Consider the following 17,043-nt stretch of genomic DNA (forward strand, 5'->3'; position numbering starts at 1 on the left):
ATTGTAGCCGATGGGACGGCGTTCTGTCAAGGCTCTGGGCCCCAGAAATCATCCAGCGCCCGCCGGAGGCTGTCGGTGCCGGAGAGATATTGGATGTGGGCCCAGTGTCGCGGGAAAAGTCTGCGGTATCCCTCCTGTGTGAAGCGGTCGTCCAGAAGCAGCACCACGCCGCGGTCGGTCTCGGTGCGGATGACCCGGCCCGCCGCCTGCAGGACCTTGTTCATCCCCGGGAAGCGGTAGGCATAATCAAAACCGCTGCCGTCTTTCTCCTCAAAATAGCGGCGGAGCATTTCCTGCCGCGGGCTGACCTGGGGCAGCCCCACGCCTACAATGGCGCAGCCGATCAGACGGCTGCCGGCCAGATCCACGCCTTCGCCAAAGACGCCGCCCAGCACCCCGAATCCCAGCAGGGTCTCGGTCGGGTCAGGAGAGAAGTGTTCCAGAAAGGCGGCCCGCCCGGCGTCGTCCAGACCGCTCTCCTGGGCGATGGTGCGGATCTGGGGGTAGCGGGCGGAAAAATCGGCGTAGACCTGCCGCAGATAGGCATAGCTGGGGAAGAAGGCCAGGTAGTTGCCCACCTTGCCTGCGGCCAGCGCGGCCAGCGCGTCCGAAATGGCCGGGACGCTGGCCTCCCGCTGACGGTAGCGGGTGGAAATGCCGGGCAGACAGTAGAGGCCCAGGTTTTCGGCGGGGAAGGGGCTTTCCAGCGCCACCGCCCGGGCGCCGCCGCAGCCCAGCACATTCTTATAGTAGCCGGGAGGAATCAAGGTGGCGCTGAACAGGACCGATGCCCGGCCGCAGGCCAGGCTGTCGTCCACAAAGGCGGAGGGGTCCAGACAGAGCAGCCGGATGGTCAAGTCGCTCCCGTGGGCGGTGAGCTGGGTGACGTAGTGGTCGTCGTAGCGCTCCGCTGTGCGGAGCAGATCGTGGAGCCCAAAGTAGAGGTCCAGCAGCGTCTCGTGGGCCGGGTCCTCGGAGTTCTTCTCCAGCCAGTCCTGAAGAGCTGGCAGAAGCCCCAGCAGAGGACGTACCAGGGCCGGCGGCAGCTCTTTGAAGAAGACGGTCCCGTCCTGCGCATAAATCGGTTCAGGCAGCAGGGAAGGGGCCTCTGGTGATTCAGAGCCGGTGGCAGCCTCGCCGGCAGGTTCATCGAAAAGTCCCATCTGCTGAACTTGCGGCGGCGCGGTCTCGGACCCGGGGACGGCAGCGGCGCCCCGCCGCGGGGCGAGCGCTTCACAGGCCCGGCGCAGGGCCAGCAGTTCTTTGTCTGCCCGGATCAGATGCCGTTTGAGGGAGTTCTTTCCCTTGAGCAGGGCCCGCTTGGCCTCGGTGATGTCGCTCTTGGCGAAAGAGGCCGAGTACATCTCCCGGGCCCGGTCAGGGAGGTTGTGAGCCTCGTCGATGAGGAACACCCAGTCCCCGTTCAGCTCAAAAAAGCGCCGCAGATGAACCGTCGGGTCAAACAGATAGTTGTAGTCCCCGATGATGAGGTCACACCAGTCGCTGAGGTCCAGACCCAGCTCAAAGGGGCAGACGGTATGCCGGCGGGCGGCGGCCTCGATGGCGGGGCGGTCCAGCTGGCCGCCGCCGTCCAGCAGATCGGCCAGCGCGGTCTTGACCCGATTGTAGTAACCCTTGGCGAAAGGGCAGACCTCGGGCAGACAGACCGGGCGGCCCGCCTCGTTCTTGCACAGGCACACCTTCTCCTTGGCGGTGAGGGTCACCGATCGGAAGGACAGGCCGGGATTGGCCTGGCGCAGCAGGGATACAGCGCTTTCGGCGGCGGTCCGTGCGGTATTTCTGGCTGTAAAGTAAAATAGCTTTTCACCTTTTTCTTCCCCCATAGCCTTCATGGCAGGGAACAGGGCGCTCATTGTTTTGCCGGTTCCGGTAGGAGCCTGACAGAACAGCCGGAACCCGCCCTTTCCGGCCTCCCGACCAGTGCGGCAGGCCCGGTAAACCTCCCCGGCAAGGGCCCGCTGCCCGGGCCGATACTGGTTATAAGGAAACTGCAAATCCAGCAGACTGGCCCGCCGCTTCTCAGTCCAGTCCAGCTGGCGCCGGGCCCAGGGAGCATACTCTTTCAGCAGGCCCAGGAGAAAATCTTCCAGTGCATCGCGCACAAAATGACGTGTAAAGTATATAACCTTGTCATCATCAATCTGATAATAGGTCAGCCGCACATCGATGTGGGACAGGTCGTTTTGATCGGCGTAGATGGCGGCATACACCATCCCCTGGGCCCAGTGGCAGAAGTTGAGGTCCTCGGTGATCTCCTGCAGCGGGACGCCGGTGGTCTTGATCTCGTCGATGACGGTCCGCTCCTCGCCATCCACAAAAATCCCGTCGGCCCGGCCCTCGACGGTGTAGCGAATGCCCTCCACATCCCGCGTGCCGGACAGGAACACCTCGGGCCGGTAGCCGTCGCCCGCCTGCTTTTGAAGTTTGCGGTGGATACGGGCCCCTTCGTTGGCCCGGTCAAATCCGGCAAAGCGGCTGTCGATGTCTCCGGTCTGGAGCAGAAACTCCACCAGCTGGCGGACCGCCAGACGTACCTCCTGCATGGTTTCACCTCACATGGATTGATTTGCGATTCCCCGGCCGGTGCGGGCCGGGAGCTTTTTTTATTCTTGCGGGTCAGACTTTGGGAACAAGCTGGGTCTGGTCCAGGCCCAACACCCGGGCGCAGTCCCGGGTGATCTGCTCCACCGTCTCAAAGTTGACCGCCGCCCGGTAGTAACTCTCCAGTTCGTCGTGGCAGCTTTTGGCGCTGGCCATCAGGGCGGTGGACTGCTGGATCAGTTCCTGCGCAGCCCGGGAGTTGAACCGCAGCCGTGCCCGGAACCCGGACAGGTTGCTCCGGTCCAAAAACCGGGTGCATCGGACCGACTGCTGGCCGGGCAGGGCCACTGGATGCCAGCTGTTGTCGGTGAGGAACGCCAGCCGCAGGGAGGGGATCAGGATGTGGTCGACCTTCTCTTCCGGGTGGAGCGCACAGGGACAGGTGATGATCTCATATCCCCGGGCCAGGGCTTCGTCGTGAATTTGCTCCATCAGGAAACGGGAGGCCGCGCCGTACTCATCCCGGAACACCACAGCCCGGTCAGACAGCGCCCGGATGGTATCGGTATAGAAAATCGGTCCCTGGGGAGTGATGGCTGAGAGAAGGCGGATCTGTTCGGTTCCGGGGCCGTTCTGGCGGGGAAGCAGACGGGCGCACAGACGCTTGACGTACCGGCGGGCCTTCTCAAAATCGGTGCTGCAGGCCTCGGCACGGCGACTGTCCAGCAGCAGACTGCCCGCCGACGCGATATACCGGGCGGCCCGGCTGCGCAGGGACGCATTCCGGGCAAAGAGGGCCCGGATTTCCTCCCGGTGAGGGTGCAGATCCTCCACCGACATGGTGTGATACAGGCTGACTACCACTTCGTCGGCGCCGGGAGCCAGCGGCTCCATGGTGTGGGGAGCGGTGGCGTCCAGGATGGCGGCCTTTTTGTCACAGAATACCACGCCGTCCAGGCTGTCCGGATCGCTGGAACAGTGGATGCGCTGAACAGGCCCGGACGAAAGCTGGGCCAGCTGCTTCATCATGGTGGATTTGCCGCAGCCGGGGCCGCTCTTGATCAGATAGAGCTGCATCCCCGGTTCCTGCCCGAGCTCCTGGAAATATCCGTGGAACCCCGCCGGTGTGGTGGTGCCGAGAAAGAAATCGACAGATTGCGGACATTTTGCTTCCATAGTACAACACCTCGCTTTTGGCACAAGGTATGCAAAAGCGAGGCGGAATGCCACTCAGAAGCACAAAGCGCTCAGAGATAGGTGTGATCGCACACTTCCTGGATCTTGTCCCGCAGGGCGGTAAAATCCTCAAAAGCGGCGGGTTTGTTCTGGGGCTGACGGAGCAGGGCGGCCGGGTGGAAGGTGCCCATGAAGGCGACGCCGCCCTTTTCGGTGAAAATGCCGTGCTCCTTGGTCACCGAAAAGCCGGGCCGGATCATCCGCTGGGCCGCAATCCGGCCCAGGCATACCACGATTTTGGGCCGCAGAATCCGGAACTGTTCCCGCAGCCAGGGCATGCAGGCTTCGCTCTCGTCGGGCAGCGGGTCGCGGTTCTGGGGCGGCCGGCACTTGACGATGTTGGCGATATAGCAGTTTTTGGTGCGGTCCAGATCGATGGCAAACAGGTATTTGTCCAGCAGCTGGCCGCTGCGTCCCACAAAGGGCAGACCCTGTTCGTCCTCGCTCTGGCCGGGGCCCTCGCCTACAAACAGGACCTCGGCGTTTTCCACGCCCTGTCCAAAGACAACGTGCTTCCGGGTTTGGCACAGGGGGCAGCGGGTGCAGGTCAGGCACTGGGCCTGCAGGGTAGAAAGATCCATGAAGCGCACTTCCTTTCCGGTGAATCTTGGACTTGTAGTTATACTATAGCACAAAACCGGTGCTTTGTCCTCAAAAGTTTTGCGCCGGATGCCTCTGTACAGCCTTCCGCCGACTGTGGTACAATACAGCCAGCCCAAAACCATAAAAAGGGGGATGAACCGGGTGAAATTTCATACCTTCGGGGACAAGCGTCTGCCCCACATACTGATGATTCACGGCGGCGGAAATGCGTGGTGGAATTACCTGCGGCAGGCCCGGGCCCTGTCGCCCCGCTACCATGTGATTCTCCCCACCCTGGACGGCCACGGGGAGGAATTTGCCACCCCATACGTCTCCACCGAGAAAACCGCCGACCAGATCCTGGAATATATAGACAGCCATTGCGGCGGGCACTTGTTTGCCCTGTGCGGTGTGTCGCTGGGCGGCCAGATTGTGATAGAGCTTCTGTCCCGCAGGGCTGATCTGGCCCAAAAGGCCATCATCGACGGCAGTCTCTGCATCCCGCAGCCGGCCCTGGGCCGGTTCTGCATCGCATCGGTGCGCCTGTTTGGACGGTGGATGTTCAGCGAGCGGGCCTGCCGCTGGCAGCTTGCCCTGATGCCCAAAACGCTGCCGGAGAAAATGTGTTATCCCGAGGAAATCCAGGCCCATTACATGGAGGATATGCCCCGTCTGCCGATGGAAACCCTCTATACCATGTACCGCACCTATATGATGCACTACCGGCTCAAGGACAGCATCCGGAATACCCGGGCCCAGGTCATGTACTGGTACGGCGAGAAAGAAATGAAGTGCGTCAAACGGTCGGCGCAGCTGTTCCGGTCCATGGTGCCGTCCTGCACCATCCGGGAGGCCAAGGGCTATGGTCATGGGTATTTGTCGGTGTACCTGCCGGAGGAGTGGCTCCAGGCGGCGCTGCCGTTTCTGGAAGGGAAGGCGTGAAGGCCTGTCAAAGCCCTTGGAATTGGTCCAAAAAGCCGGAGAAAACCGCCATAGTTTAGACAAAAGTTGGATTTAATCTATTGACCTGTACCCAAAATCCGTGCATAATGGAAAAGAAACCGCAGTGCGCCGGGCCCCGCGCCGGCGCCGGAACCCCTTTGCAAGAAACATCAGGAGTATTGGGATGGAAAAACAAAAACAACGTTTCGCAGCGCTCCTTGTCTTTGGAGGCATTGCTTTTTATTTTGGATTGACGCATTTCAACACGGTGATCCGCTGGGTGTATGGGCTTCTGGGGCTGTGCACCCCGGCTCTGGTGGGCGGCATCCTGGCCTTTCTGCTCAATGTGCCCATGTGCGGCATCGAAAATCTGCTGAAAAAGATCTTTTACCGCCGTCACCCCGAGAAGTCGGGCAAGGCACTGCGGATTCTCAGCCTGCTGCTGACCTTTGTGTGCATGGTGATGGTTGTGGCTATCGTGGTTCTGATGCTGATCCCCGAGCTGCAGAAGTCCATTTCCAGCGTCATTCTCCAGATTCAGGCCAGCCTGCCCGGCTGGATTGATTATCTCTACAGCCTGGGCATCGACACCACCATGCTGGAACAGCAGCTGGCCTCCATCGACCTGAAGGAGCTGGCCGGTCAGATGATCAACGGCGCTACCAGCATGCTGGGCACCCTGGTGGGGGCTGTGACCGCTACCGTCTCGGTGCTGGGCACCGCGCTGTTCTCTCTGGTCATTGCCCTGTATATCCTCATCGACAAAGAGAACCTCTCCCGCCAGACCAAAAAGCTGCTCTACGCCTTTGTCAAGCAGCCGGTGGCGGACCAGATCTACCATGTGGGCATCCTGATTCGGGAAGTCTTTGGCAAGTTCCTGTCGGGCCAGTCCATGGAGGCTGTGGTGCTGGGCGTGCTGATGTTCATTGCGCTGTCCCTGTTCCGCATCCCGTATGCCAGCCTCATTGCGGTGCTGACCGCTGTCTGTGCCTTTGTGCCGTATGTGGGCGCTTTCATCTCCTGCGGCATCGGCGTGGCCCTGATCCTTCTGGTCAACCCCCTGCAGGCCATTCTCTGCCTGGTGGTGTATCAGGTGGTTCAGTTCATTGAGAACCAGTTCATCTACCCCCGCGTGGTGGGCAGCTCGGTGGGCCTGGAACCCCTGTGGACCGTGATTGCCGTTCTGGTGGGCGGCGAGGCCTTCGGCATTCTGGGCATGATCTTCTTCATCCCGGTGATGGCGGTGGTCTATATCCTCCTGAAAGAAACCGTCAACGCCCGCATCGACCGGATGCGCAAGAAAGCCGCCCAGGAGGCCGAACAGAGCGACAACCTGAACGACATCCTGGAAGAAACCCTTGAAACCACCCTGGAGGAAAACGCGGAAAACAACCAGCCGTAACCCATAACAAAAAAGCGTACCGTGTGCCCAAACCGGGCCGGCGGTACGCTTTTTCTTTGGCTTGACGGCTTATCGGAAGAAGCTCTGGACCAGAACCATGTACAGGATGGTTCCTGCTGCAATGCTCAGCAGGGTGTTTTTCCGCCACTTGTGCAGTACTACGATAAAGGCGATGGCGATCAGCTCCGGCAGGCCGTGCCAGGAAGTGAACACGGCATCTTTGAGGCAGTAGACCACCAGCAGGCCGATGACGGCGTAGGGGAGGACGGTGCCCAGATAGGTGATGGCGGCAGGCGGCTTTCTCCCCTCGGGGAAAACCAGAAAGGGGAGAAACCGGGTCAGCATGGTGGCCAGCACCACCGCCGCAATGGTGAGGATGCTCTGTGTAGTGGTCATTGGTCCACCTCCCGTTCCAGACTGCGGCGGCCCAGCAGGAAGCTCAGGACAATCAGCGCCATGGCCGGCACAATGAAGGAACTGCTGCCGAAAATCAGCAGGCAGACCAGCGAACAGCCCAGCCCCGCCAGGGCGGGCCGGTGGTCTTTGGACTCCTCCCACTGGTTGATGAACATGACCACAAACAGGGCCGTCATAACGAATTCGATGCCGGTGGTGTCAAAGTGGATCACATATCCCAGCAGCGCCCCCAGGGTGGCGCCGGTCACCCAGTAAATGTGGTTCAGCAGGGTGACAAAGAACATGAACCATCCCCGGTCCACGTCCGGCGGCGGGGTGACGGTGCAGTTGATGGAGAAAGACTCGTCGCACATCCCAAAAATCAGATAGAACTTTTTCCAGCCGGTGCGGCGGTATTTCTGCAGCATGGACAGCCCATAAAACAGATGGCGGGCGTTGACCATCAGCGCCAGCAAAAAGGCGTGCAGGGGGTTGAAGGCCGACAGCAGCAGTTCCACCGTGACGAACTCCATGGACCCCGCAAAGATAAACAGGCTCATGCACAGCGGATAGACAAACGAAAACCCCTTGCTCCGCATCAGAAAGCCGTAAGAAATCCCCAAAAACAAAAAGCCGACACAGATGGGCAGCGTGTAGGGGAGAGCGGCTTTCAGCGCCTTGCGTTTCATCCTGATTCCCTCTTTCCTCTGAGCTCCCGGACATGAGATGCCCGGGGCGGTATTTCCTATTTTGCAACGGTTCCGGGGATCTGTCAAGGGAGCGCCGGGCCGGAGGATGGGGAATCCGGAGGAAGAAAGGCGTAAAATTTCATAGAAAATCCGAATTGCGTATTGAAGTTTCAGCGCCTTGTGTTAAAATAAGAGAGAAAGAGCTTCTTGTGTCCAACATAGGAAGTGAAATTTGGTAACGTTATCGGAGGTAATCAAAATGGCAGATATGTTTGCGCCGCTGGTAGAGCAGCTGAAGGCGAACCCCAAGACCATCGTTTTCACTGAGGGCAGCGACCCCCGCATTCTGGAGGCCGCCAGCAAGCTGCTGGCCGAGAAGGTCCTGAACGTCGTCATGGTCGGCAACAAGGCTGAGTGTGAGGCAGCGGCTGCAGCAGGCAACTTTGATATTTCGGGCGCTGAGATTATCGACCCCGATACCTATGAGGGCTTTGACGAGATGGTCAGCACCATGGTCGAGCTGCGCAAGGGCAAGATGACCGCAGAGGAGTGCGCCAGCCTGCTGAAGAAGTCCAACTACTTCGGCACCATGCTGGTCAAGATGGGCAAGGCTGACTGCCTGCTGGGCGGCGCCACCTACTCCACCGCCGACACCGTCCGTCCCGCTCTGCAGCTGATCAAGACCAAGAAGGGCGCTCACCTGGTGAGCTCCTGCTTCATTCTGGACCGCGACTGGGGCGATGAGGGCCTGAAGCGGATCGCCATGGGCGACTGCGCCATCAACATCGACTACCAGGATACCGTGGACAAGGCTACCGGCGAGGTCAAGCTGTCCGCTGCGGACAAGCTGGCTGAGGTGGTTGTCGAGACCGCCAAGACTGCTGCCATTTTCGGCATCGACCCGAAGGTCGCCGTCCTGAGCTTCTCCACCAAGGGCTCCGGCAAGGGCGGCACCGTGGCTCTGAGCCACGACGCCACCATCAAGGCTCAGGCTCTGGCTCCCGACCTGGCCATCGACGGCGAGCTGCAGTTCGACGCAGCCGTCTCGCCCGAGGTCGCTCAGACCAAGTGCAAGGGCAGCAAGGTGGCTGGCCAGGCCAACACCTTCATCTTCCCCTGCATCGAGGCCGGCAACATCGGCTATAAGATCGCCCAGCGTCTGGGCGGCTATGCCGCTTACGGCCCCATCCTGCAGGGCCTGAACGCCCCCATCAATGACCTGTCCCGCGGCTGCAACGCCGACGAGGTCTACAAGATGAGCCTGATCACTGCCTGCCAGTCCTAACAGGTTTTCGTCCGCGCTCAAAACAATATGAAAGCCGCCCGGTTCTCCTCAGAGGGAGCCGGGCGGCTTTTTTGGGTCAATCGAACTGGAAAATGTCCTCGATGGGGGCTTCCACCGCCCGGGCGATATCCACCGCCAGCTTGAGGGAGGGGTTGTACTGGGCTTTTTCCAGCCGCATAATGGTTTCGCGGCGCACCCCGACCTGGGCGGCCAGCTGTTCCTGGGTGAGGCCTTTGGCCAGACGGTACTGTTTGAGATGGCAGACAAAATCCGACATGGTCAGCCCTCGCTTTCATCGGGCTGCTCGTCGTGGTCATAGCGGTAGAGCAGATACTCCCCGAGGAAGATTCCCAGCGCCAGCGCCAGGGTCACAGCGATGATGTAGAACATGAAGGTGCGGGACAAGTTGTCCCCAAGGGCGCCCTGTCCCAGGAGAATGGTGGCCACAAAGATGATTTTCAGTGCGGCCTGATTGGCATTAAAATGCGCCCGCATCCAGTTTTCCTTGTAGCGCTCATCCATCAGGGTATGGGACATTTTGCCCTCATAGAAGAACCCGAAAAACCCAAAGAAGATGAAAAAGACAAAGGGGAACACGCTTCCGCTGCGCTGATAGGTCCAAAACCCGCTGAATCCCAAAAAGCCCAGCAGACCTAGAAAACCCAGCTTGGGCGATACCGTCCGGGTAAACTGCGAAGCGGCCGGACTGCGCCGCTGTCTCATGAAAGCCCGCACCCACAGCACCACCAGATAGGCGGCATACAGAAGAACCAGACCCAGAGACACCAGCATGGGCAGGTCTTTGGAAGAAAAGACGTAGGTGGAAAAATCCATGGGCTTGACCAGTCGTCTGTCGTTGTAACGGATGGCGTACCAGCTGGAAGCTGCCATGACGCTGGCGCACACCAGCCCGGGCAGGACGATCCGAAGAATGGTTTTCTTTTTCATATGAACGCCTCCAAAAGAGATGTATTTGTATCCTTGTGAGATAAATATATCTCTTTTTGGGTTGGGTGTCAATGGGAATGAGACAAATTTTTCTCTTTTGGGGAATGCGATCTGCCTCTCTCGGCCCGAGACCGGCAACTCTGGGAGACACAAAAAATCCCCCGCACCGGCTGGGGTGCAGGGGACTTGCAAAGCAAAATGATGTTAGGGTTTAGGCGTTGGCCTTGGACTTGATGTACTCGTCGATGGCCTTGGCGGCAGCCTTGCCGGCGCCCATGGCCTTGATGACGGTAGCAGCGCCGGTGACGGCGTCGCCGCCGGCATAGACGCCCTCACGGCTGGTGTCGCCGGCCTCGCCGCCGGTAACGATGCAGCCGTGCTTGTTGGTCTCCAGGCCGGGGGTGGTGGAGCGGAGCAGGGGGTTGGGGCTGGTGCCCAGGCTCATGATGACGGTGTCCATCTCCAGGGTGAACTCGCTGCCCGGGATCTCCACAGGACGGCGGCGGCCGGAGGCGTCAGGCTCGCCCAGCTCCATCTGGATGCAGGTGATGGCCCGGACAAAGCCGTTGTCGTCGGCCAGAATCTCCACGGGGTTGGTGAGGGTCTTGAAGATGATGCCCTCTTCCTCGGCGTGCTCGATCTCCTCCTTGCGGGCGGGGAGCTCCTCCATGCCGCGGCGGTAGACGATGTAGACCTTCTCGGCGCCCAGACGCAGAGCGCTGCGGGCGGCATCCATGGCCACGTTGCCGCCGCCCACGACAGCCACCGACTTGCCCACATAAATGGGGGTCTTGCTGTCGGGCCGATAAGCCTTCATCAGGTTGGAGCGGGTCAGGAACTCGTTGGCGGAGTAGACGCCCTTGAGGCTCTCGCCGGGGATGCCCATGAACCGGGGCAGACCGGCGCCGGAACCGATAAAGACGGCCTCGTAGCCGTACTGGCCCATCAGCTCGTCAACGGTCAGCACCTTGCCGATGACCATGTTGCACTCAAAGTCCACGCCGATGGCCTTCAGGCCGTCGATTTCCTGCTGGACAATGGCCTTGGGCAGACGGAACTCGGGGATGCCGTACATCAGGACGCCGCCTGCCACGTGCAGAGCCTCGTAGACGGTGACCTTGTAGCCCATCTTGGCCAGGTCGCCGGCGGCGGTCAGGCCGGCAGGGCCTGCGCCAATCACAGCCACCTTGTGGCCGTTGGGAGCGGGAACCACCGGGTCGGTGTGGACGTTCTCGCGGTGCCAGTCGGCCACAAAGCGCTCCAGACGGCCGATGCCCACGGCCTCGTTCTTGATGCCGCGGGTGCAGCGGCCCTCGCACTGGCTCTCCTGGGGGCAGACACGGCCGCAGACGGCGGGCAGGGAAGAGTCCTCGCTGATGATCTGATAGGCGGCTTCAAAGTTACCCTCAGCCACCTGGGCGATGAAATCGGGGATCTTGATGCCCACGGGGCAGCCCTCCACACAGGGCTTGTTCTTGCAGTGGATGCAGCGCTTGGCCTCATTGACGGCCATCTCGGCGGTGTAACCCAGGGCCACCTCGTTGAAGTTCTTGTTGCGGACGTTGGGGTCCTGGGTGGGCATGGGGCACTTTTTGGGGTCCATATTGAAAGCCATGATTACTTTACCTCCATCTGCAGCAGATTGCAGGCCTTTTCGCGGGCATGGGTCTCAAAGGGCCGGTACATGGAACCGCGGGCCATCGCCTCGTCAAAATCCACCAGGTCGCCGTCAAAGTCGGGGCCGTCCACGCAGGCGAACTTGGTCTTGCCGCCCACGGTCAGGCGGCAGCCGCCGCACATGCCGGTGCCGTCAATCATGATGGGGTTCATGGAAACAACGCTCTTGATGCCGTACTTCTGGCAGGTCTTGACCACGAATTTCATCATGATCAGGGGACCGATGGTGATGACTTCGTCGTACTGGTTGCCGGCGGCAATCAGCTCCTCCAGAGCGGCGGTGACGACACCCTTGGTGCCGTAGCTGCCGTCGTCGGTCATCACCTTCAGGATGTCGCTGCATGCAGTGAACTCATCCTCCAGGATCAGCAGATCCTTGGAGCGGAAGCCCACCACGCTGTGGACCACACAGCCCTGCTCGTGCAGCTTGCGGGCCACCGGCAGCGCGATGGCGCAGCCGACGCCGCCGCCCACCACGCAGACCTTCTTCAGGCCTTCGGTCTCGGTGGCGCGGCCCAGGGGGCCCACGAAATCGTGGACACTGTCGCCTTCGTTCAGGGTGTTCAGCTCCATGGTGGTGCCGCCCACAATCTGGAAGATGATGTCTACCGTACCTGCCTGTCGGTCATAGCCGGCGATGGTCAGGGGAATGCGCTCGCTGTCCTCAAAGGGACGGATGATGATAAACTGACCCGGCTGCGCCTTCTGCGCGATCAGGGGCGCTTCGATGACCATTTTGGTCACCGTGGGGTTCAGCACGACCTTTTGGATGATCCGGTACATGGCGATAACTCCTTTATATACTTATTGTTCCTTTCCCGCAGCAGAGGGCTGACCCCTCTGCCGCCATAACAGTATTCATTATACAATTTTTAGGGAAATAATGCAATGCAAACTGTATTTTGCAAAAAATGCAAAATTAGTGGTTGACAAGTGCGGTGGTTTTGAGTATAATAGCTTTCGTCGCCGGTCCTACGGCGGCACACCACATGAAATAAGCGGCCGTAGCTCATCTGGTAGAGCGCCACCTTGCCAAGGTGGAGGTAGCGAGTTCGAGCCTCGTCGGCCGCTCCATTCTGTGGAAGTTTAGCTCAGCTGGGAGAGCATCTGCCTTACAAGCAGAGGGTCAGCGGTTCGAGCCCGTTAACTTCCACCATGTGGCCCGGTAGCTCAGTTGGTTAGAGCACCAGCCTGTCACGCTGGGGGTCGTCGGTTCGAGCCCGATCCGGGTCGCCATTATGCCTCTGTAGCTCAGTTGGTAGAGCAGGGGACTGAAAATCCCCGTGTCATTGGTTCGATTCCGATCGGAGGCACCATTATGCGGCCGTAGCTCATCTGGTAGAGCGCCACCTTGCCAAGGTGGAGGTAGCGAGTTCGAGCCTCGTCGGCCGCTCCATCACGAAAACCTGTTCCTGATATCAAGTCGGGAACAGGTTTTTTGTTGTGTCTGCGGCAGAAAGAGCGGCGCTTCCCGGGGCGGTTTTGGGCTTGGTTGAGCAAAGTGCAAACCCCGGTTGACAAAGCCTGTTCTGTCGGGATATACTGATGGGACATGCGGCAAAATGGAAAGAAAAAACAGGCTTTTTGCCTGGCAGGACAAGGAGGAATCAAGCTTGATCTTTGGCAAGTATATCAACCGCTATTATTGGAAGTATGCGCCCACTTTGCTGCTGGGTGTGGCGGCGCTGATCCTGGTGGATTACATGCAGCTGATTATCCCGGAGCTGTACCGGATGCTCATCAACGGCATCAACAGCGGCTCGGTGCTGGTGGAGGGGGTGCCGACGCCTTTCACCAAAGAGGTTCTGATGCAGAATATCTGCCTGCCCATGATCGGAATCATTGTCTCGCTGATCATCGGCCGCTTTTTGTGGCGCATCTGCTTTTTCGGGGCGGCCATCCGGGTGGAGACCGACCTGCGCAACCGGATGTTTGACCACAGCAAGGATTTGTCCCAGGCCTATTACCAGGTGAACAAGGTGGGCAACCTCATGAGCCTCTACACCAACGACCTGGACACCATTCAGGAGTGTTTCGGCGACGGCGTGCTGATGTTCTGCGATGCGCTGTTCCTGGGCCTGCTGGCCTTTATTAAGATGTGGCAGATGGACCGGTCCCTGACCATGATGGCCATGATCCCGGCCTTTCTGATGTTCCTGGTGGGCAGCATTGTGGGGCGGGTGATGACCCGCCGGTGGGAGGAGCGCCAGCAGGCCTTCTCGGACCTGTCCGACTTCGCCCAGGAGAATTTCTCGGGCATTGCGGTGGTCAAGGCCTTTGTCAAGGAGACCAAGGAACTGATGGCCTTCCGCAAGCTCAACCGGGAAAACGAGAAAATCAACGTCATCTATACCCGGATTTCCACCATGCTGAACATCCTGGTCACCCTGTTTGTGGAGTCGGTGACCTGCGTCATTCTGGGCTACGGCGGCTATCTGGTCTATGTGGGACGGTTCAATGCGGGCCAGCTGGTGGAATACATCGGCTACTTTTCGGCCATTGTCTGGCCCATCATGGCCGTTTCCATGCTGATTGAAAAGACCTCCCGCGGCAAGGCCTCTCTGAACCGGATCACCGAGCTGCTGGACGCACCGGTGGATGTGGCCGACCGTCCGGGCGTCCACGAGCTGACCGACCCCAAAGGCGAAATCGCCTTCCGGCACCTGACCTTCCGCTACCCCGATGGGGAATACGATGTGCTGAAAGATATCTCTTTCACCATCCACAGCGGGGAGCGGGTGGGCATTGTGGGCAAGACCGGCGCCGGCAAAACCGCCCTGGTGGATCTGATTCTGCGGATTTACAATGTGCCGGACGGCGCCCTGTTCATGGACGGCCAGGACGTCAACACCCTGTCCATCCGCTCGGTGCGCTCGGCCTGCGCCTATGTGCCCCAGGACAATTTCCTGTTCTCGGACACCATCTCCCATAACATCGCCTTCGGTCTGGATGCCGCCGACCCGGCCCAGATCGAGCGTGCGGCCCGGATGGCTGACGTCCACGACAACGTGGCCGCCTTCAAAGAGGGCTACAATACCGTTCTGGGCGAGCGCGGCGTGACGGTGTCGGGCGGCCAGAAACAGCGCATTTCCATTGCCCGGGCCCTGCTGCTGGATGCACCCGTCCTGATTCTGGACGACTCGGTCTCGGCGGTGGACACCCGCACCGAGAAGGTGATTCTGGACAACCTGAACGCCGAGCGGGCAGGGAAGACCACCATCCTGATTGCCCACCGCATCTCCACCGTGGAGCGGATGGATAAGATTGTCTTTATTGACGACGGCTGCGTGGTGGATGTGGGCAGCCATGAGGCCCTGTACGAACGCTGTGAGGAATACCGCAAGATGGTGGACCTGCAGCGGCTGGAAGATGAGCTGGGAGGTGGAAACCATGACTGAGCTGAACCCGCTTGTTTTGGCCGGGGGAATCATCGGCACCGTGTCGGTTCTTCTGATTGTGGCCTATGCCACCGTCAAGGACAAAAAGACCTCCATGGGCTTTGAGCGGAACATCTCGGACGGCGAAATCGTCCGCCGCCTGGCCCATTACGCCCGGCCCTATCTGGGCAGTTTCATCGCGGCCGGCCTGCTGATGCTGTTCTCCATCGTCTACGACATTGTTTCCCCGCTGATTGTGGGCGCCGTGGAGGAGATGCTGGTGGGGGACTTCACCCTGGACGCCCTCTTTTGGATGGTGGCGGCCTATGCGGGCATCCTGGTCTTTTCCATGGTGAGCTCCTATTTCCAGGCAGTGATCCTCCAGAAAGCCGGCCAGCGGATTATTTCGGACCTGCGGGAAGACCTGTTCACCCACATTGAGTCCCTGGCCCATGAACAGCTGAACGAGATCCCGGTGGGCAAGCTGGTGACCCGCGTGACCAACGATACCAACGCCATCTCGATGATGTTCACCAACCTTCTGGTCAACCTGGCGAAGAACTGTTTTGTGATTCTGGGCATCCTGGGGGCCATGCTGATGGTCAACTATGAGCTGACCCTGATGATCCTCTGTTTTGTGCCCTTCATCGTGCTGTTCACCGTCATTTTCCGCAAATTCTCCCGCCGGGCCTACCGGCGGGTCAAGGACTGCACCACCGACATCAACACCTATCTGTCCGAGAACCTGTCGGGCATCAAAATCACCCAGATTTTCGGCCGGGAGGACGCCCGGATGGAGGATTTCCGCCGCCGCAGCGAGGCGCTGGGCAAGGCCAAGCGGGACGAAATCTTTGTGTTCGGCGTGTTCCGCCCGCTGGTGTATATGCTGTACGTCAGCTCGGTGCTGTGCCTGTTCTATCTGGGCGGCATGGGGTATCTGGACGGGGTGTCCTTCCTGGGACAGACCATTTCCGGCGGCACCATCGTCACCTTTTATATGTATATCTCCAAGTTCTATAACCCCATCCAGAACCTGGCCGAACAGTTCAACTGGCTGCAGTCGGCCATGGCTTCCTCCGAGAAGGTGTTCTCGATTCTGGACCTGCAGCCGGTGATGACCGACGCCCCCGACGCCATCGACCTGCCCGAGATCAAGGGAGAAATCGAGTTCCGGGATGTGTGGTTCAGCTATATCCCCGGAGAGTGGGTGCTGAAGGGCGTTTCCTTCCATGTGGAACCCCGGCAGACGGTGGCCTTTGTGGGCTCTACCGGCTCGGGCAAAACCACCATCCTCTCCCTGATCTGCCGCAATTATGAGTTCCAGCGGGGACAAATCCTGATCGACGGGGTGGATATCCGCAAGATCAAGATTTCCTGCATCCGCCGCCACTTCGGCCAGATGCTGCAGGATGTGTTCCTGTTCTCGGGCACCATCCGGAGCAATATTGTGCTGCGGATGGAGGACGTTCCCGATGAGCGGATTATGGAGGTCTGCCGCTATGTGAACGCGGACCGCTTCATCCAGAAGCTGGACGACGGCCTGGATGAGCCGGTGCGGGAGCGGGGCAATAACTTCTCGGCGGGCCAGCGCCAGCTGATCTCCTTTGCCCGGACCATTCTCCATGAGCCCTCGGTCATGATTCTGGACGAGGCCACCGCCAACATCGACACCGAGACCGAACAGCTGATCCAGGACTCCCTGGAAAAGATGCGGTCGGTGGGAACCATGCTCATCGTGGCGCACCGCCTGTCCACCATCCAGCATGCCGACAACATTGTGGTGCTGTCCCATGGCCGGATCATCGAGCAGGGAAATCACCAGGAACTGCTGGAGAAGCGGGGCCGCTATTACCAGCTCTACACCCTCCAGTACCACCGCGAACAGATGAAAAAGTAACCATAAACAAAGCAGCTCCGTCCCGGGCCATGAAACCCGGCGGCGGAGCT

At 59.8% G+C, this 17,043-nt stretch carries 14 protein-coding genes and 5 tRNA genes; 10 read left to right on the forward strand and 9 right to left on the reverse strand.

Annotated elements, in window-relative coordinates:
* Window positions 1-26 precede the first annotated feature (26 nt).
* The 3 genes from B5E67_RS00735 to B5E67_RS00745 form a co-directional block, all read right to left on the reverse strand.
* Window positions 27-2,564, reverse strand: coding sequence for an ATP-dependent DNA helicase (locus B5E67_RS00735; protein WP_087381822.1), 2,538 nt, complete (start codon window positions 2,562-2,564; stop codon window positions 27-29).
* Between the two features lie 73 nt (window positions 2,565-2,637).
* On the reverse strand, window positions 2,638-3,639 hold the full coding sequence (locus tag B5E67_RS00740) for a hypothetical protein (protein WP_242956693.1): 1,002 nt from the start codon (window positions 3,637-3,639) through the stop codon (window positions 2,638-2,640).
* Between the two features lie 170 nt (window positions 3,640-3,809).
* Window positions 3,810-4,379 carry a uracil-DNA glycosylase gene (locus B5E67_RS00745; protein ID WP_087249543.1) on the reverse strand — a complete coding sequence of 190 codons (570 nt, stop codon included), beginning with the start codon at window positions 4,377-4,379 and terminating at the stop codon, window positions 3,810-3,812.
* Between the two features lie 163 nt (window positions 4,380-4,542).
* Here B5E67_RS00745 and B5E67_RS00750 point away from each other — a divergent pair, with 163 nt between their 5' ends.
* Window positions 4,543-5,322, forward strand: a complete 780-nt coding sequence (locus B5E67_RS00750; protein ID WP_087382317.1) for an alpha/beta hydrolase — start codon at window positions 4,543-4,545, stop codon at window positions 5,320-5,322.
* A gap of 184 nt (window positions 5,323-5,506) precedes the next feature.
* Complete coding sequence (locus tag B5E67_RS00755) at window positions 5,507-6,724, forward strand: AI-2E family transporter (protein WP_087381827.1); 1,218 nt, start codon at window positions 5,507-5,509, stop codon at window positions 6,722-6,724.
* A 69-nt stretch (window positions 6,725-6,793) separates the two neighbouring features.
* Here the strand turns inward: B5E67_RS00755 and B5E67_RS00760 are convergent, their stop codons facing one another.
* Window positions 6,794-7,120: a branched-chain amino acid transporter permease gene (locus tag B5E67_RS00760; RefSeq protein ID WP_087381829.1), complete on the reverse strand. Its 327-nt coding sequence runs from the start codon at window positions 7,118-7,120 to the stop codon at window positions 6,794-6,796.
* Window positions 7,117-7,809, reverse strand: a complete 693-nt coding sequence (locus tag B5E67_RS00765; protein ID WP_087381832.1) for an AzlC family ABC transporter permease — start codon at window positions 7,807-7,809, stop codon at window positions 7,117-7,119. The genes B5E67_RS00760 and B5E67_RS00765 overlap by 4 nt, the downstream gene beginning before the upstream one ends.
* Before the next feature lie 259 nt (window positions 7,810-8,068).
* Here B5E67_RS00765 and pta point away from each other — a divergent pair, with 259 nt between their 5' ends.
* Complete coding sequence (gene pta, locus B5E67_RS00770) at window positions 8,069-9,094, forward strand: phosphate acetyltransferase (RefSeq protein WP_087249553.1); 1,026 nt, start codon at window positions 8,069-8,071, stop codon at window positions 9,092-9,094.
* A 76-nt stretch (window positions 9,095-9,170) separates the two neighbouring features.
* Here pta and B5E67_RS00775 read toward each other — a convergent pair whose 3' ends face one another.
* From B5E67_RS00775 to B5E67_RS00790, 4 genes are all read right to left on the reverse strand, one after another.
* Complete coding sequence (locus tag B5E67_RS00775) at window positions 9,171-9,371, reverse strand: helix-turn-helix transcriptional regulator (protein WP_087381835.1); 201 nt, start codon at window positions 9,369-9,371, stop codon at window positions 9,171-9,173.
* 2 nt (window positions 9,372-9,373) lie between these two features.
* Window positions 9,374-10,042, reverse strand: a complete 669-nt coding sequence (locus tag B5E67_RS00780; protein WP_204246506.1) for a DUF3796 domain-containing protein — start codon at window positions 10,040-10,042, stop codon at window positions 9,374-9,376.
* 211 nt (window positions 10,043-10,253) lie between these two features.
* A complete protein-coding gene (gene gltA, locus B5E67_RS00785) occupies window positions 10,254-11,657 on the reverse strand; it encodes an NADPH-dependent glutamate synthase (RefSeq protein WP_087381838.1) in 1,404 nt (467 codons plus the stop codon).
* Between the two features lie 2 nt (window positions 11,658-11,659).
* Complete coding sequence (locus tag B5E67_RS00790) at window positions 11,660-12,502, reverse strand: sulfide/dihydroorotate dehydrogenase-like FAD/NAD-binding protein (protein ID WP_087249698.1); 843 nt, start codon at window positions 12,500-12,502, stop codon at window positions 11,660-11,662.
* Between the two features lie 215 nt (window positions 12,503-12,717).
* On the opposite strand from B5E67_RS00790, the gene B5E67_RS00795 reads away from it, so the two are divergent.
* The 7 genes from B5E67_RS00795 to B5E67_RS00825 all read left to right on the forward strand — a co-directional run bounded on the left by B5E67_RS00795 (window position 12,718) and on the right by B5E67_RS00825 (window position 16,993).
* Window positions 12,718-12,793, forward strand: a tRNA-Gly gene (locus tag B5E67_RS00795).
* A gap of 6 nt (window positions 12,794-12,799) precedes the next feature.
* Window positions 12,800-12,875: transfer RNA gene (locus B5E67_RS00800), tRNA-Val, on the forward strand.
* A 3-nt stretch (window positions 12,876-12,878) separates the two neighbouring features.
* Window positions 12,879-12,955: transfer RNA gene (locus B5E67_RS00805), tRNA-Asp, on the forward strand.
* 4 nt (window positions 12,956-12,959) lie between these two features.
* Window positions 12,960-13,035 (forward strand) — tRNA-Phe (locus B5E67_RS00810).
* Window positions 13,036-13,039: 4 nt separating this feature from the next.
* Window positions 13,040-13,115, forward strand: a tRNA-Gly gene (locus tag B5E67_RS00815).
* Between the two features lie 217 nt (window positions 13,116-13,332).
* Complete coding sequence (locus B5E67_RS00820; RefSeq protein ID WP_158098832.1) at window positions 13,333-15,117, forward strand: ABC transporter ATP-binding protein; 1,785 nt, start codon at window positions 13,333-13,335, stop codon at window positions 15,115-15,117.
* Window positions 15,110-16,993 (forward strand): ABC transporter ATP-binding protein, encoded by a 1,884-nt coding sequence (locus B5E67_RS00825; protein WP_087381844.1) that lies wholly within the window; start codon window positions 15,110-15,112, stop codon window positions 16,991-16,993. Before B5E67_RS00820 ends, B5E67_RS00825 begins: the two co-directional genes overlap by 8 nt.
* Window positions 16,994-17,043 lie beyond the last annotated feature (50 nt).

Origin of the sequence: Faecalibacterium sp. An122 (genome assembly GCF_002160895.1) — a bacterium.
GTDB lineage: Bacteria > Bacillota > Clostridia > Oscillospirales > Ruminococcaceae > Faecalibacterium.

Coding starts and splice junctions, on each gene's coding strand:
- pta (WP_087249553.1), top strand. CDS start 8,069: ATGGCAGATATGTTTGCGCCGCTGGTAGAGCAGCTGAAGGCGAACCCC.
- B5E67_RS00760 (WP_087381829.1), bottom strand. CDS start 7,120: ATGACCACTACACAGAGCATCCTCACCATTGCGGCGGTGGTGCTGGCC.
- B5E67_RS00755 (WP_087381827.1), top strand. CDS start 5,507: ATGGAAAAACAAAAACAACGTTTCGCAGCGCTCCTTGTCTTTGGAGGC.
- B5E67_RS00745 (WP_087249543.1), bottom strand. CDS start 4,379: ATGGATCTTTCTACCCTGCAGGCCCAGTGCCTGACCTGCACCCGCTGC.
- gltA (WP_087381838.1), bottom strand. CDS start 11,657: ATGGCTTTCAATATGGACCCCAAAAAGTGCCCCATGCCCACCCAGGAC.
- B5E67_RS00740 (WP_242956693.1), bottom strand. CDS start 3,639: ATGCAGCTCTATCTGATCAAGAGCGGCCCCGGCTGCGGCAAATCCACC.
- B5E67_RS00780 (WP_204246506.1), bottom strand. CDS start 10,042: ATGAAAAAGAAAACCATTCTTCGGATCGTCCTGCCCGGGCTGGTGTGC.
- B5E67_RS00765 (WP_087381832.1), bottom strand. CDS start 7,809: ATGAAACGCAAGGCGCTGAAAGCCGCTCTCCCCTACACGCTGCCCATC.
- B5E67_RS00825 (WP_087381844.1), top strand. CDS start 15,110: ATGACTGAGCTGAACCCGCTTGTTTTGGCCGGGGGAATCATCGGCACC.
- B5E67_RS00790 (WP_087249698.1), bottom strand. CDS start 12,502: ATGTACCGGATCATCCAAAAGGTCGTGCTGAACCCCACGGTGACCAAA.
- B5E67_RS00735 (WP_087381822.1), bottom strand. CDS start 2,564: ATGCAGGAGGTACGTCTGGCGGTCCGCCAGCTGGTGGAGTTTCTGCTC.
- B5E67_RS00775 (WP_087381835.1), bottom strand. CDS start 9,371: ATGTCGGATTTTGTCTGCCATCTCAAACAGTACCGTCTGGCCAAAGGC.